At 58.2% G+C, this 14,143-nt stretch carries 11 protein-coding genes, 1 tRNA gene and 2 pseudogenes; 8 read left to right on the forward strand and 6 right to left on the reverse strand.

Going from position 1 to position 14,143, the window contains the following annotated elements:
- The first annotated feature begins 249 nt into the window (after nt 1-249).
- On the forward strand, nt 250-1,227 hold the full coding sequence (locus tag BUB72_RS01445) for an autotransporter outer membrane beta-barrel domain-containing protein (RefSeq protein ID WP_083588516.1): 978 nt from the start codon (nt 250-252) through the stop codon (nt 1,225-1,227).
- Nucleotides 1,228-1,299: 72 nt separating this feature from the next.
- On the opposite strand, the gene BUB72_RS01450 is transcribed toward BUB72_RS01445, so the two are convergent.
- A tRNA-Leu gene (locus tag BUB72_RS01450) sits at nt 1,300-1,386 on the reverse strand.
- 130 nt (nt 1,387-1,516) lie between these two features.
- On the reverse strand, nt 1,517-2,881 hold the full coding sequence (locus BUB72_RS01455) for a peptidoglycan-binding domain-containing protein (RefSeq protein WP_073139402.1): 1,365 nt from the start codon (nt 2,879-2,881) through the stop codon (nt 1,517-1,519).
- Between the two features lie 108 nt (nt 2,882-2,989).
- Here BUB72_RS01455 and lipB point away from each other — a divergent pair.
- A pseudogene (gene lipB, locus BUB72_RS01460) lies at nt 2,990-3,649 on the forward strand (lipoyl(octanoyl) transferase LipB); the annotation flags it as partial.
- 13 nt (nt 3,650-3,662) lie between these two features.
- Here lipB and BUB72_RS18735 read toward each other — a convergent pair.
- Nucleotides 3,663-3,812 carry a hypothetical protein gene (locus BUB72_RS18735; protein ID WP_175549105.1) on the reverse strand — a complete coding sequence of 50 codons (150 nt, stop codon included), beginning with the start codon at nt 3,810-3,812 and terminating at the stop codon, nt 3,663-3,665.
- Between the two features lie 303 nt (nt 3,813-4,115).
- Here BUB72_RS18735 and BUB72_RS01465 point away from each other — a divergent pair, with 303 nt between their 5' ends.
- The 4 genes from BUB72_RS01465 (at nt 4,116) to BUB72_RS01480 (ending at nt 7,778) form a co-directional block, all read left to right on the forward strand.
- Nucleotides 4,116-4,658 (forward strand): sigma-70 family RNA polymerase sigma factor, encoded by a 543-nt coding sequence (locus BUB72_RS01465; protein WP_073139409.1) that lies wholly within the window; start codon nt 4,116-4,118, stop codon nt 4,656-4,658.
- Complete coding sequence (locus BUB72_RS01470; RefSeq protein ID WP_073139412.1) at nt 4,655-5,374, forward strand: anti-sigma factor; 720 nt, start codon at nt 4,655-4,657, stop codon at nt 5,372-5,374. Before BUB72_RS01465 ends, BUB72_RS01470 begins: the two co-directional genes overlap by 4 nt.
- A gap of 196 nt (nt 5,375-5,570) precedes the next feature.
- Entirely contained in the window at nt 5,571-7,241 is a 1,671-nt protein-coding gene (gene ctaD, locus BUB72_RS01475; protein WP_073139417.1) for a cytochrome c oxidase subunit I, read from the forward strand.
- Between the two features lie 6 nt (nt 7,242-7,247).
- Nucleotides 7,248-7,778, forward strand: coding sequence for a DUF2244 domain-containing protein (locus BUB72_RS01480; RefSeq protein WP_073139420.1), 531 nt, complete (start codon nt 7,248-7,250; stop codon nt 7,776-7,778).
- 54 nt (nt 7,779-7,832) lie between these two features.
- Here BUB72_RS01480 and BUB72_RS01485 read toward each other — a convergent pair whose 3' ends face one another.
- Nucleotides 7,833-8,243, reverse strand: coding sequence for a hypothetical protein (locus BUB72_RS01485; protein WP_073139423.1), 411 nt, complete (start codon nt 8,241-8,243; stop codon nt 7,833-7,835).
- 404 nt (nt 8,244-8,647) lie between these two features.
- Nucleotides 8,648-8,968 (reverse strand): annotated as a pseudogene (locus BUB72_RS01490) (GatB/YqeY domain-containing protein); the annotation flags it as partial.
- Nucleotides 8,969-9,551: 583 nt separating this feature from the next.
- Here BUB72_RS01490 and BUB72_RS19145 point away from each other — a divergent pair.
- A complete protein-coding gene (locus BUB72_RS19145; RefSeq protein ID WP_073139427.1) occupies nt 9,552-12,020 on the forward strand; it encodes a Hint domain-containing protein in 2,469 nt (822 codons plus the stop codon).
- A gap of 323 nt (nt 12,021-12,343) precedes the next feature.
- On the opposite strand, the gene BUB72_RS01500 is transcribed toward BUB72_RS19145, so the two are convergent.
- Entirely contained in the window at nt 12,344-12,802 is a 459-nt protein-coding gene (locus BUB72_RS01500; protein WP_073139431.1) for a GatB/YqeY domain-containing protein, read from the reverse strand.
- A gap of 168 nt (nt 12,803-12,970) precedes the next feature.
- Here BUB72_RS01500 and carA point away from each other — a divergent pair, with 168 nt between their 5' ends.
- Entirely contained in the window at nt 12,971-14,125 is a 1,155-nt protein-coding gene (gene carA, locus BUB72_RS01505) for a glutamine-hydrolyzing carbamoyl-phosphate synthase small subunit (RefSeq protein WP_073139434.1), read from the forward strand.
- The last annotated feature ends 18 nt before the right edge of the window (nt 14,126-14,143 follow it).

Consider the following 14,143-nt stretch of genomic DNA (forward strand, 5'->3'; position numbering starts at 1 on the left):
GTCCTAGGGATTAACTTTGTCTCAATACTGGCCGCCGATGCGCCAAACGTGTCAATTCCGTGGCAAATCACCAGTTCAAAGAAACGCTGTGTTTCCAAAGGAGGCGGTTTGCGCGGGTGAGTGACTTGGCCGTCAAATGAGCGATCTGTTGCCAATTAAGCAGCCCACATCGCCCGCTTGAGGGTTGACTATAGGTAAACCAAGCGGTCTGGGGTAAGATTAGACATTGTTCCAGCCAAGGTAATTTCCATGACTATTTCCGCATTCTTTCGCCGCTCGTGCATGTTGCTTCCGGTTCTTTTGGCACCGATGATCGCGCCACAAGCCGCCGATGCCCAAGTCTACGGCTATTCAATGGACCCGCGCGCCGAGGCGTCCGGACAGCTTCTGGGCTCCGACCTCGCCAGTTTCCGTAATGCGATAGCCAACCGGCGCAGCGGCACGGCACAGCCATCCGTGCGCCAAGATGACACCAGCCTGACTGGTGGCACGGCACCGACTTGGGGCGGGATTTCCTCCGCATGGGCCTCTGTTGATGCCAAACGCCTGAGCGGCACCTATTCCGGCAACTCCGCCAACGTGATTTTCGGGGCCGACACCCTGCTGGGCGATTCCTTCGTCGTGGGCCTGATCGGGGGCTATAACCGCTCCACCGTGACCGTGCCGGGCACCCAAAAGATTAAGGCCAAAGGCTTCTCCGTCGGGCCCTATTTCTCCGCCCGCCTGTCCGACTCGCTTAGCCTTGACGGCTTCATCGGCTTCGGCAAACCCGACTACGACATTGATGGCGGCAAGTTCACCGGTGAAAAGACCTTCGGCAACCTGACACTGACCGGCAGCATCCCGCTTCAGCGCGCGGAACTGTCGCCGTTCATCAGCGTGGCCTCTGTTCGCGAAAAACTCCCTGCCTTTAGCAGCGTCGTCCCCGTCGTGGCCTATGGCGCGACCGAGATCAAAAGTTTCGTCGCCACAGTCGGCACGGGCGTCCATTACAACGCCATCGACAAAGGCAACCTGACCTATCTGCCCAATGCCGGTTTCGAGATCGACTATGTCCGTAACGATGACGGCTTCGGCAATGTCGACAGCTTCACCACCCCGCGCATCAGCGGCGGTGTGACCATCATCAGTGACACAGGCGCATTGAACCTAGGCGCGAACGTGTCGCGCACGTCCGAGGGCACAACGACCATCGGCGCAAGCGCGGGATATTTCTGGCAGTTCTGAGGGGGAGACGCTGTTTTCGGATTAAGAACACAGCGTTACCCGTGTGAACAGTCTAACCGGATGTTCGGAGAATGGTGCGGTCGGAGGGACTCGAACCCTCACTCTTGTTACAGAACAGCGACCTCAACGCTGCGCGTCTACCAATTCCGCCACGACCGCAAAATCACAGGGGATGTGGGCGGCGTTCTAGCCTGCCCCCCCGCCCTTGTGAAGCGCAAAAACGCATCCATTGAAAAAGGCCGGAGATGCATCACATCTCCGGCCTCAATTTTACACTGGTAAGCGTCGCTTATGGCTCGACTTTGAAGATCGGCAAGGCCGACGCGGGCTGCACCTGAGGCAGGGCCTGCGCGTTGTTGCCACCCAATGTGAAGGACGCTTTGCGCAGCAGCGCGTTGCGCTCCGGCTGGCCCGGCGCGAAGACAGGGGTCGCCCCGTTCTCGATTGCGGTCAGTCCCATGTCGTACCATGGCAGCGCCAGATCGGCGCGCTTGGAAACGCCGAAGCCTTGTGCCAGATGGTGGCCCATCAGCTCGCTATAGGCTTGCTCGCCCAACACAGACAGCAGCAACGCCGACCCCAAAGCCACATCCATGTTGTCCGTGCGGTATCCGACCGACAAACAGATTTTGGCGGTGCCGGACAACTGCACCGGTGACATGCCGGAGCCGAGCACAAATCCCGACACGTCTTGCAAGACAGCCGTGTGCGGTTTCAACGACAAAGCCGCCACGTGCTCTTTCAGCGCTGGACCAAACCCCTCGCATTGCTGCGCGATCTGGTCTGGCGTGAAGCCTTGGATTTTGGCCGCCAGTTGCTCGCCCTCGGCGATGGCATAGGTCCGTGCGAGGCAGAATTGCTCGTTCAGGGCCAGATTGGCGTCCACCATTGTCGCGGTGGTCAAGAAGCCGCCATTGGTCGAGGTCAGAAGCGACACCTGATTGCAATGCGACGCCAGCGACACAGCGGTCGTTGTCCCCATAAAGCTGGGCAGTGATCCTGTCTGCGGAGTTCCTTCGGCGCCAGCAACGGCTGTGACCGTGGTTGTCGTCGTGGTTGTTCCACCCAACATCTGCGGTTGCAGGGCTTGCGGCTGCGGAGCCACAACAACTGTCGTAGCGGGCGCGGCCAAAGCGACACCGGCAGTGGCAGTGGCAACGCCAGCCGCCTCATTACGGTAACGGGTCAAAAGGCCGCGCGGGCCGGTCGGGCTTGCCGCGATCAGCTGCGTCGTCGCCACCCCACCCGCAAGCGCGCGGTTGTAGCTTTGCAGCAGGAAGTTTTTTTCATAATCGGTCAGCTGCCCCGTCGCGGGGTAGCCCATATGCGCCTGATAGTTGGCGATGGCCGCGCGGGAGTTCCGGCCCAGCACACCGTCCGGCGTCCCGGCAGGAAAGCCGAAATAGTTCAGCGATGTCTGGATTTCGCGGCGCTCTTGACGAACGTATGATGGAACGGATGCGGTTCTCTTTTTGGTGTAGGTTTTCTTGCGGACAACCCGCTTTTGCTTTCCTGCGTTGCGCACGATCGCCGAGCCGACAACCCCTGCAACGATCCCGGCAGCGAAGTCACCACCATCAGCCGACACGCGAGTCGCTGGCACCGTGATCATCGCCGCGGCTGCACAAGCCATTGTAATATTTTTGATAAACATGCATTTCCTCCTAATACGCAACTAAAACACTTTCCTTAGCGTAACACGTTGACCAAAGCTTGGCCTAGCAAAAAGGCGTGAAATCAGGCGAAAGCCTCAGGAGAAAAAGCCGATAATATGGTGGAATGGATCACAAGTAACGGGTTAACGGACTACGCGGAGGCGGTTGCCTTCATGGAAGACCGCGCCAATGCGATCCATCTGGGTACGGCGTCTGAGTGCATCTGGCTGGTGGAACACCCGCCGCTCTACACCGCGGGCACCTCCGCGGATGTGGCCGATCTGGTCTCTCCAGACCGGTTTCCTGTGCACCAGACGCGGCGCGGCGGGCAATACACTTATCACGGACCTGGCCAGCGCGTGGCTTACGCCATGCTGGACTTGAACAAGCGGGGCCGTGACGTACGGAAATACGTACAAAATCTGGAAGCATGGGTGATTGCGACACTGGCAGAATTCAACGTGACCGGCCATATCCGCGAGGGCCGCGTCGGTGTCTGGGTCGAGCGTCCTGACAAACCGCTTCAACCGGACGGCACTTTGGCCGAGGACAAAGTCGCCGCCATCGGCGTGCGTCTGCGCAAGTGGGTCACGTTTCACGGGCTGTCGATCAATGTCGAGCCAGACCTTGAGCATTTCAGCGGCATCGTCCCCTGCGGGATCAGCCAGCACGGGGTGACGTCGCTTGTTGATTTGGGTCTTCCCGTCACAATGGGCGATCTGGATGTCGCGTTGCGAAACCAGTTCGATACGGTTTTCGGTCCCTAATCAGTCGACAGGTTCAGTGAAAGCGCTGGCGACCAAGCTCGCGGGAAAACAAAACCTCGACCTCGTCGCGCGTCAGGATTGGTCGCGCGACGCTGGAATCCTCGGGCAGCGTGATTAGCGGGGCTGGCAGCAGGTTTGCCATCTGTTCAAGCAATTTCGTCATGCTATCTCTCCGTTTTGCTTTTCAGCCCCTGACTGAATTCACGCAAGAAACGCGCCGAGAGTTTCAGGAAAATGCGAAATTCTATTAAAAATTCACCAAGTCACTGTTTTAAATCAATTAATTTAGAGGATCAAACGGCATCTTTGTGTGTTCATATCGCATTTGCGTTTGCTGCGGCTTCAATCACCCTACTTGAAAGGCGAGCTTCTGAAATCTCACATCCTCCACGCCCCATACAATCTCTGGCCATAGAATTTTCTTTATGCAATCGTAAGACACAAGTAGACGATGGAACCCTTTGATATGACTTCAAACTCTGACATCGAACACATGATCTCCCGTGTCGCTTTGGGCGACCGTTCGGCGTTCTCCGACCTGTATGATGCGACCAGCGCGAAACTTTTAGGCGTGGCGTTGCGTGTGTTGAAGAACAGGGCCAGCGCCGAGGACGTCTTGCAAGAGACATTCATGAAGGTCTGGCGATACGCAGATAGATATTCATCAAACGGGATGAGCCCAATGACTTGGCTAATCACCATCGCCCGCAACACAGCCATCGACCGGCTGAGGGCCACAAAGACCGAAAGTGACGTCGCTGATGTGATGGACACTATGCCTGCGTCCGGCCCGACGCCGGAGCAAGCCGCCGTGGCCTCCAGTGACGCGCGCCAGATCATGGGCTGCATGGAGCAGTTAGAGGCCGACAAGCGCGACGCCGTGCGCGGGGCATACCTAGACGGGCTGAGCTATGCCGACCTTTCCGCGCGATTTGATGTGCCGCTAAACACCATGCGCACGTGGTTGCGCCGCAGTTTAATCAGTCTTCGGGAGTGCATGGCCCAATGACCACTCATCCCGAAATTCCGGAAGAAGATCGCGCCCTCGCCGCAGAATACGCCTTGCGTTTGCTGTCCAAGGACGAGGAAGCCGCGTTCGAGGCGCGAATGCTCGACGACCGGCATCTTGAAGAATTGGTCGCCGAAACTGTGAACCAGTTTGCCCCCCTCGCCGATGAAATCGCCGAAGAAACGCCGTCGCGTGCGGTCAAAGTCGCGCTGCTTGCCGACTTATTCGGCGAGTCCCCTGCCGCGGCCTCCCTATGGGAGCGTGTCGGGTTGTGGCGCGCTGCAAGCTTTGTCGCAACGGCTGCGGCGGCTGTGATGGCGGTGATGCTGATCACACAATCTTCCCCCGTCCCAGCCCCGCAACTCCCAGCGGCCGAGCGCGGCGCGCTCTTTGTGTCGGAAATCGCGGCGGGCGATGACAGCCTACGGGTTCTGGCGGTTTATGACGCGGACACGGGCAGTGTGCAGGTCAATCGCACCACAGGCTCTGCGGCACCGGATCGGGCGCTGGAGCTTTGGGCCATCGCGGGCGACAATCCACCTGTCTCTTTGGGTGTTCTGCCGGAAGGCCAGAAAGGCCAGTTGGTCCTGCCTGAAAATCTGCGCGGTGACGTTGCCAGCCTTGTGCTTGCCATCTCGGACGAACCACTGGGCGGCTCGCCGACGGGTGCGCCGACAGGCGCAGTGCTGGCGGTTGGCCAGGTCACAGACATCTAGACCTGCGCAAATGGTCGGGCTTGCGTCCGGCCATTCGCATAAAATGCGACATTTTGCGCGTGTTTCAGGTGGTTGAAACATTGCCCCTCCCGCCTATCGTCTCTAAAACAGACGAATAATAACGGGGCGAGTCTGCCCCGATCTTCGTGCAGGGACCAACAGCTCTGCGCAAAACGAGTGGAAACGGGAGAATCGCATGGCCGACGCCGCCATCCAGGAACATGACCACGACGAGCGGGGGTTCTTCACCCGCTGGTTCATGTCCACAAACCATAAAGATATCGGGATCTTGTATCTCTTCACCGCCGGCCTGATGGGCTTGGTGTCTGTCCTCTTCACCGTCTACATGCGGATGGAGCTGATGGAGCCCGGCGTTCAATACATGTGTCTCGAAGGCGCACGTCTGACAGCTGCCGCTGTTGCTGACTGTACCCCGAACGGCCACTTGTGGAACGTGCTGATCACCGGCCACGGCATCTTGATGATGTTCTTCGTCGTGATCCCTGCCCTGTTCGGCGGCTTTGGTAACTACCTGATGCCATTGCAAATTGGCGCGCCTGACATGGCGTTCCCGCGCATGAACAACCTGTCCTACTGGATGTATGTGGCTGGCTGTTCGCTGGCCGTGGCCTCCTTGTTGACCCCCGGCGGCAACGACCAGCTTGGCTCCGGCGTTGGCTGGGTGCTCTATGCGCCGCTGTCCACCTCCGAGGCGGGCATGTCCATGGACTTCGCCATCTTCGCGGTTCACATGTCCGGTGCGTCGTCGATCCTTGGCGCGATCAACATGATCACCACCTTCCTGAACATGCGCACCCCCGGCATGACGCTGCACAAGGTTCCGCTGTTCTCTTGGGCCATCTTCGTAACCGCGTGGCTGATCCTGCTGTCCCTGCCCGTTCTGGCCGGTGCAATCACCATGCTGCTGACCGACCGGAACTTCGGCACCACCTTCTTCCAGCCTGAAGGCGGCGGCGACCCGATCCTGTACCAACACCTGTTGTGGTTCTTCGGCCACCCAGAGGTGTATATCATCATCGTTCCGGGCTTTGGCATCATCAGCCACATCATCGCGACCTTCTCCAAGAAGCCGGTCTTCGGCTACCTGCCGATGGTCTACGCGATGGTTGCAATCGGCGCGTTGGGCTTCGTCGTGTGGGCACACCACATGTACACCGTCGGCATGAGCCTGTCGCAGCAGTCCTACTTCATGATGGCCACAATGGTGATCGCGGTGCCGACAGGCATCAAGATCTTCTCGTGGATCGCCACTATGTGGGGCGGCTCGATCGAGCTGAAAACGCCAATGCTCTGGGCCTTCGGCTTCCTGTTCCTGTTCACCGTGGGCGGGGTTACCGGCATTGTGTTGTCTCAGGCTGGCATCGACCGCGCCTATCACGACACCTACTACGTTGTGGCACACTTCCACTACGTGATGAGCCTCGGCGCCGTGTTCTGTATCTTCGCAGGGATCTACTTCTACCTGCCGAAGTTCTCGGGCCGCATGTATCCTGAATGGGCTGGCAAGCTGCACTTCTGGGCGATGTTCATCGGGGCCAACCTGACGTTCTTCCCACAGCACTTCCTGGGTCGCCAAGGCATGCCTCGTCGCTACATCGACTACCCGGAGGCCTTCGCCTACTGGAACTATGTGTCGAGCTGGGGCGCGTTCCTGTCCTTTGCGTCGTTCATCTTCTTCATCGGCGTTCTGTTCTACACCCTGAAATGGGGCCGCAAGGTTACCGAGAACAACCCGTGGAACGAGTATGCCGACACGCTGGAATGGACCCTGCCCTGCCCACCACCAGAGCACACGTTCGAGATCCTGCCCAAGCAGTCGGACTGGGACAAAGGCCATAGCCATTAACCGGCCATGCCAATCCAACGCATAAACCTGACAAAAGGGGCCTCGGATTATCCCGAGGCCCTTTCTACTTACGACGGCAGCGCGCCGGTCTACCGCGTTGTCCTTTGGCCCCACCGCTCCCTGCCGCGTGGTGGCTTCGTGTTCTTCATCGCGATCACCTGCGTCATGCTCACCTTTCCGCTGCTGCCCCTGATCGGCACCGCCGCTATCTGGGTCTTGCTGCCGTTTCTGGTGCTGACGGTCACCCTGCTCTGGGTCTTCATCATGCGCAGCTATCGCTCCGGTCATCTGGTGGAGGAGTTGAGCCTCTGGCCCGACCACATCACCCTTGTGCGCCGCGAGCCGGATGGCAGGCGGCAGGACTGGGCAACCAATCCCTACTGGGTGGAGGTGGTGTCGCACGACAAACCTGTCGCCGCTTACCTCACCCTGCGCGGCGGCCCGCGAGAGGTAGAGCTGGGCGCGTTCCTGACGCCCGAGGAGCGGCTCGAATTGAAGGAAGAACTAGAGGAGAAGCTGCGGTTCTTGGCGGTTTAAACCGCCATTAATTCAAGCCTCTCGAAAGGCGCATCCGGGAAAACTTGTGCACTATTAGCAGACCCGAGCCCCACGAATCTTGCAACTCGTAATGGCGGCATCGACTTGAGCAAAGGCCTGTTGGATCGACTTGTCATCCAGCGCTTGAAGCCGGACTTGGAATACTTTTTCGACACCATTCTTGCACTTAACCTTCACAGTCCCGTTTTGCACCGGACCTTTAAACGAAAGCGTGACATCTACGGCTGGTGGGTTGGCAAGGTTCCACGCAGTGCGCTTTGCAGAGGCTTGTCCAGCGGCATTCAAATGCCCCTCCTTACCAAGGTTGACTTCAGCTTGGCGGAAAGCCGTTACCTTGGCGCTGCGGTCATAGATGGTTGCCGCAGGGAACTTTTTTCCTGCGTGGCTGGGCCATATCTGAAATAACTGCCCGTCGCCGGTGATCGCAATCGATAGTCCAATCATAATAAAACTCCACTAAAATTTAATGATTTAATGTCGGGAGTATGCCCCAAGCGGCACCAATTTCAAAATTTAACTGCACCTGCTGGCTGGCAACAAACAGCGCAGCCCCAAGCCGTCGCCTAAGCGGTTGATGTTAGATACTTCTGCCGGATGACTGTTTGGGTTGGCTCGAACTGCCGTCACCCTCAGTTAAGGACGCAAGTTGAAAACCTGCGCCCATCCGAGCATCGCACATTTTGGAAATTATGCCCGAACACAACGGACAACCAATCTGGGCGCATCGGGTGTCTTGGGCAATACACGTCATTGTGGAGCAGCTAGGTTGAAGTCAGCTTGGCGAAGGCAGTCAGTTGGCGCGCCGATCCCGGCTAAACTTATACGACCAAAGCAAACCTGAAACGCCCCTACCCCAACCGCGTCTTCACCATCGGGCCAACGGCACCGAAATCCATCTGTCCCGTATACTTGCCCTTCAGCACGCCCATTACGCGGCCCATGTCGCGGATGCTTTCGGCGCCTACGTCTTTGATCGCGGCATCAACCGCCGCCTCGGCTTCGGTCTCGGACAGTTGCGCGGGCACGAAGTCCTCAATCACCTTGACCTCGGCCAGCTCGCGCTCCGCCAATTCCAGACGCCCGCCTTCCTCATAAGCACGCGCGCTTTCTTGGCGTTGTTTCACCATCTTGCCAAGAATCGCTAGCATCTCAGGGTCGCCGATGCTCTTGCCATCGGCATCTGAAAAACCCGCAGCAATCCAAAGGAGTTCGCGATAGATAGAAAAGCATGGAACGGAATTGTTGCGCCCCCAGAGTCTGACGGCCCTTAAGGTCATAATCGACATGTCCGCTAGTGAGTTCACGGCGCGTGTGTCACTCCAACAAGACCATGACCCGCGTGTCGATCAACAGGCCGGATACATATGAGCGACCTCCGAGAACATGCTAGAAATCATTTGCGAACACCAGCCGGTACATACATTTGAATCCAATGTTCTCGCTGCTGCGCGACGCACAATTGTCTGCGAACACAGGGAAGGCCAAACCCCTTTACAAGCCCTTGGGATTCAAACGAGAAATTTGGAGGGGAGGTACGGAATACCTGCCCCAAAATCACCCTAATTTGCTGAAAAATTGACTAAATCCCGCTGCTTTGCGGCCTCAGATCAACTGTAATCAATTTTGAAACAGTGTGTGCAAGCTAATCAACGGCACCCTCTGAAGACAGCGGATCAGGTGGCATCAGATCGCCAATCCAGAGACGAGGGGTGGCTCAAAAGGCCGCGAGACAGGAGCAGAGCAGTGCCAACAATGAACACAGGTCTGGGGGGGCTGGCCGGATACGGCGAGGGTGTTTACTCATCCGCGCCCAAGGCTGCGGGCGGGGTTGATGACGGCTCGGTTGAGATTGATGTTACGTCCGTCTTCGGCGGGGGCGGCATCAACTTCTATGGCACCAACTACACAGAGATTTATCTGAACTCGAACGGCACGATTTCGTTCGGGTCGGCATTTACCGATTACAGCACAACCAATCTGGGCGCTGAAACGACGCCCATGCTGGCGCCGTTCTTTGCCGATGTGAGTGTCGGTTCCGGCGGCGAGATCTACTGGGACATAGACCCGGCCGCAGGCACGATTACCATGACTTGGGACGGTGTTGCGCCCTATTCGGGCAGCGGCAACAACTCGTTTCAGGTGGTGCTGACCGACAACGGCGGCGGCGATTTCACGGTTGAATATATCTATGAGGATATCCAGTGGGCCGGCAGCGGGGGCGGCGATGTGGCCGACGTGGGCTGGACCGATGGCGGCGCTAATGATGTGTTGCTGGACGGCTCGGGCAACGCCACTGAACTGCTGGCCTATGAGAGCAATGATTTCAACGGTGGCGATCCCAATGGCACCTATGAGATCAACTTCGAGAGCGGCGTTCCGGTATTGCCGGACGGTGTTGTCAGCGGCACGTCGGGTGACGATACGATTGACGCCAGTTATGTCGGTGATGGCGAGGGCGAAGTAATTGACGGTGGCGATGGCAGCGGTGGATCCGGAGATGCCGATCTGGTCAATGCCGGTGACGGCAATGACAGTGTCGAAGCGGGGGACGCGAATGATATCGTTTACGGCGGGTCCGGCAATGACACGCTGGAGGGAGAGGCCGGTGACGATGTGCTCTATGGCGACAGCGATCTGGCCGATGTTACTGCCGAATCGCTGAACTGGGATGCACAAGGTGGTGACGGCACCAATATTGCGGGTGGGTTTACCCAAGACACCGGCAATATGGATGTTTCCGTCAGCATGACGAACGATGGCAACAACAATCCGCTTTTGCAGGTTGAAACCAGCGACACGACCTATGTTGAATCCGGCGAGCCGTTTGACCCCAATTCCAGCGCCTATATCTTTGGGGATGGCGATGGGGCTACATCGACCACGACGATTGATTTTGCGGCCCAATCTGGCAGTGGCATGTCGGACGAGGTGCAGAATGTTGCGTTGCGCATCAACGACATTGACTGGGGGTCGGGCAACCATACTGATATCGTAACGATCAACGCCTATGACGCCGATGGCAATCCGGTGACCGTGACAATCACGCCCGAGGGTGGAGATACCGTCTCAGGCAATACCATCACCGCCGAAACCGTAGGTGAGAACCCGAACAGCGCGGGCGGGTCGGCGTTGATTGAGATCGAAGGGCCGGTTTCCCAGATTGAAATCATCTACGCAAACGGCCAGAGCGGCACGCAGGCTGTCTGGGTTTCGGATGTACATTTTGAAACTATCCCCGCCCCGACCACCGGCGGCGATGACACTCTGGATGGCGGCGCTGGTGATGACACGCTGTTTGGCGAGGCGGGCGATGATACGCTTATCGGTGGCGAAGGTTCCGACAGTATGTTCGGCGGCGACGGCAATGACAGCTTTACCGTCGCGCAGGGCGATACAGCCGATGGTGGCGATGGTGATGACTATTTCACGCTGGCCGATCTAAGCGAGGCAGGCACCGATACAATTACCATCATAGGCGGCGACGAAGGTGGCGCTGACAATGATACGCTGCAGCTGACTCCGGACGTTACGCTGGACGATATTACATTTACCGCCAGCACGGATATCGGTGCTTCTTCCGGCTATTTCACCATGGCGGATGGCACGTTGGTGAATTTCTCGGACATCGAGAACATCATCTGTTTCACCCCCGGCACTCTGATCTTGACCGAAGCGGGCGAGCGCCCGATCGAAAGCCTCAAACCCGGCGACAAGGTGATCACTCGCGACCATGGCGCGCAGCCATTGCGTTGGGTGGGTGTATCGACCGTTCCGGGCCAGGGAAGTTTCGCCCCCGTGCGCATCTCAAGCCATGTGATTGGTGCACGACGTTCCTTGCTGGTCTCGCCCCAGCACCGCGTGTTGTTCGCGGGCTATAATTGCGAGCTGAATTTTGGCTCGGATGAAGTGCTGGTTGCGGCCACACATCTGGAGGACGGCCTGAATGTATATCGTGCGCCATGCCAGTTGGTGACCTACATTCACTTGATGTTTGACACCCACGAGGTGATCTATGCTGAAGGGGCCGCGACTGAGAGTTTCTATGCTGGTGATGTTGGTCTTGCCGCTATTTCCGGCAATGTTCGCGAAGATCTTTTTGCCGCTTTCCCGGCGCTGCGTAGCGACCCCAAATCATATGGCAGCACCGCACGAGTTTGCCTGAAAGCACATGAAGCGAAACTGCTGATTGCACAAGATTTGTACATGTCATTGGCGGCTTGAATTTCACTGGGTGAACTTAGATTGAATTGTAGGCAGCAGATCGCTGCTTTGACCTCCGATACCCTAATTCGTCCTGTATTGGCTGCCGTCTCGTGTCTTCTCAAGGTTTACGATGTACCAAAAACCTCGCTTAGCTAAGGATGCGTTTTGCCTCAAGAACCGTGACGGGGTACCGCAAACCCAATTCCGACATGAAGCACTCGGAGCCGGCATTCACCGTCCTACCCAAAACCACCGATTATTGGACCGCCCGATCTGAAAGCAACCCTTCGCTTGAAACTTAAGAAGGTCGGCAAGGTCCCGCAGTATTGACCTTCGTCTCCCTACCCCAACCGCGTCTTCACCATCGGGCCAACGGCACCGAAATCCATCTGTCCCGTATACTTGCCCTTCAGCACGCCCATTACGCGGCCCATGTCGCGGATGCTTTCGGCGCCTACGTCTTTGATCGCGGCATCAACCGCCGCCTCGGCTTCGGTCTCGGACAGTTGCGCGGGCAGGAAGTCCTCGATCACTTTGACCTCGGCCAGCTCGCGCTCCGCCAATTCCAGACGCCCGCCTTCCTCATAAGCACGCGCGCTTTCTTGGCGTTGCTTCACCATCTTGCCGAGAATCGCCAGAATCTCAGGGTCGCCGACGCTCTTGCCATCCACCCGCAGGGCGATATCCTGGTCTTTGATCGCCGCGTTGATCAGCCGCAAAGTCCCAAGACGCGCGGCGTCCTTGGCCTTCATGGCCTCTTTTAGCGCGTCGGTGATGCGTGTGCGCAGATCCTGAGTCATAAGGTGCCTTCCCTGAAACCTCGTAAGTCGGGTCTTTTACCCAAAACGCCTGCACATCACAACAGTGGCTTTGCGCCGTTCAAAAAGGCCCTCAGCCGTGGTTGACGCCCCGCGTCGCCGCCCGTAGATATCGGCAAGTTTTACACCAGCTTTGTGGGAGAAGCCGCCATGACCGCCAAACCGACAGCCTGTCTTGTTCTGGCCGATGGTACTGTTTTCTACGGCCACGGCTTCGGGGCCACGGGACAAACCACCGCCGAGCTGTGCTTCAACACCGCCATGACCGGCTATCAGGAAATCATGACCGACCCGTCCTATGCGGGCCAAGTCGTGACGTTCACCTTCCCCCATATCGGCAACACCGGTGTCACAGACGAGGACAACGAAGCGACTGATCCTGTCGCCTCTGGCATGGTTGTCAAATGGGACCCCACCCAACCGTCCAACTGGCGCGCCGCCGGAGAGCTGACCGACTGGCTGGCCAAAACGGGCCGCATTGGCCTAGGTGGCATCGACACCCGCCGCCTGACCCGCGCCATTCGCGCGCAAGGGGCCCCACATGTGGCGATGGCCCATGACCCCGAAGGCAATTTCGACCTTGAAGCCTTGGTCCTTGCCGCGCGCGGCTTTGCAGGGCTCGAAGGGCTGGACCTCGCCAAGGAGGTCACCTGCGCGCAGTCCTATACATGGGACGAGCAACGCTGGGCATGGCCCGACGGCTTCACCAAGCGCGAAGGTGCGGGCCATAAGGTCGTCGCCATTGACTATGGCGCAAAACGCAACATCCTGCGCTGCCTCGCTTCTGCCGGCTGTGACGTCACCGTCCTGCCAGCCACGGCCACCGCGGAAGAGGTGCTCGCCCACAACCCTGACGGCGTGTTCCTGTCCAACGGCCCCGGCGATCCGGCGGCCACGGGCGAATATGCCGTGCCAATGATCAAAGGCGTGCTGGAAAAGGACATTCCCGTTTTCGGCATTTGCCTTGGCCACCAAATGCTGGCGCTCGCCCTTGGGGCGAGAACCATCAAGATGAACCACGGCCACCACGGCGCCAACCACCCTGTGAAGGATTTGGATACCGGCAAGGTCGAGATCACCTCGATGAACCACGGCTTTACAGTGGACAGCCAGACCCTGCCCGACGGCGTGCTGGAGACGCATATCTCGCTGTTCGACGGCTCGAACTGTGGTATCCGACTGGCGGACCGTCCGGTGTTCTCGGTGCAATACCACCCCGAGGCCTCCCCCGGACCGCAAGACAGCTACTACCTGTTCGAGCGGTTCGCTGCGGCCATGGCGGAAAAGGCCAACGTCTCCGCTTAACCGGCCCTTAACCTAGAT

Source organism: Litoreibacter ascidiaceicola (assembly GCF_900129235.1).
GTDB lineage: Bacteria > Pseudomonadota > Alphaproteobacteria > Rhodobacterales > Rhodobacteraceae > Litoreibacter > Litoreibacter ascidiaceicola.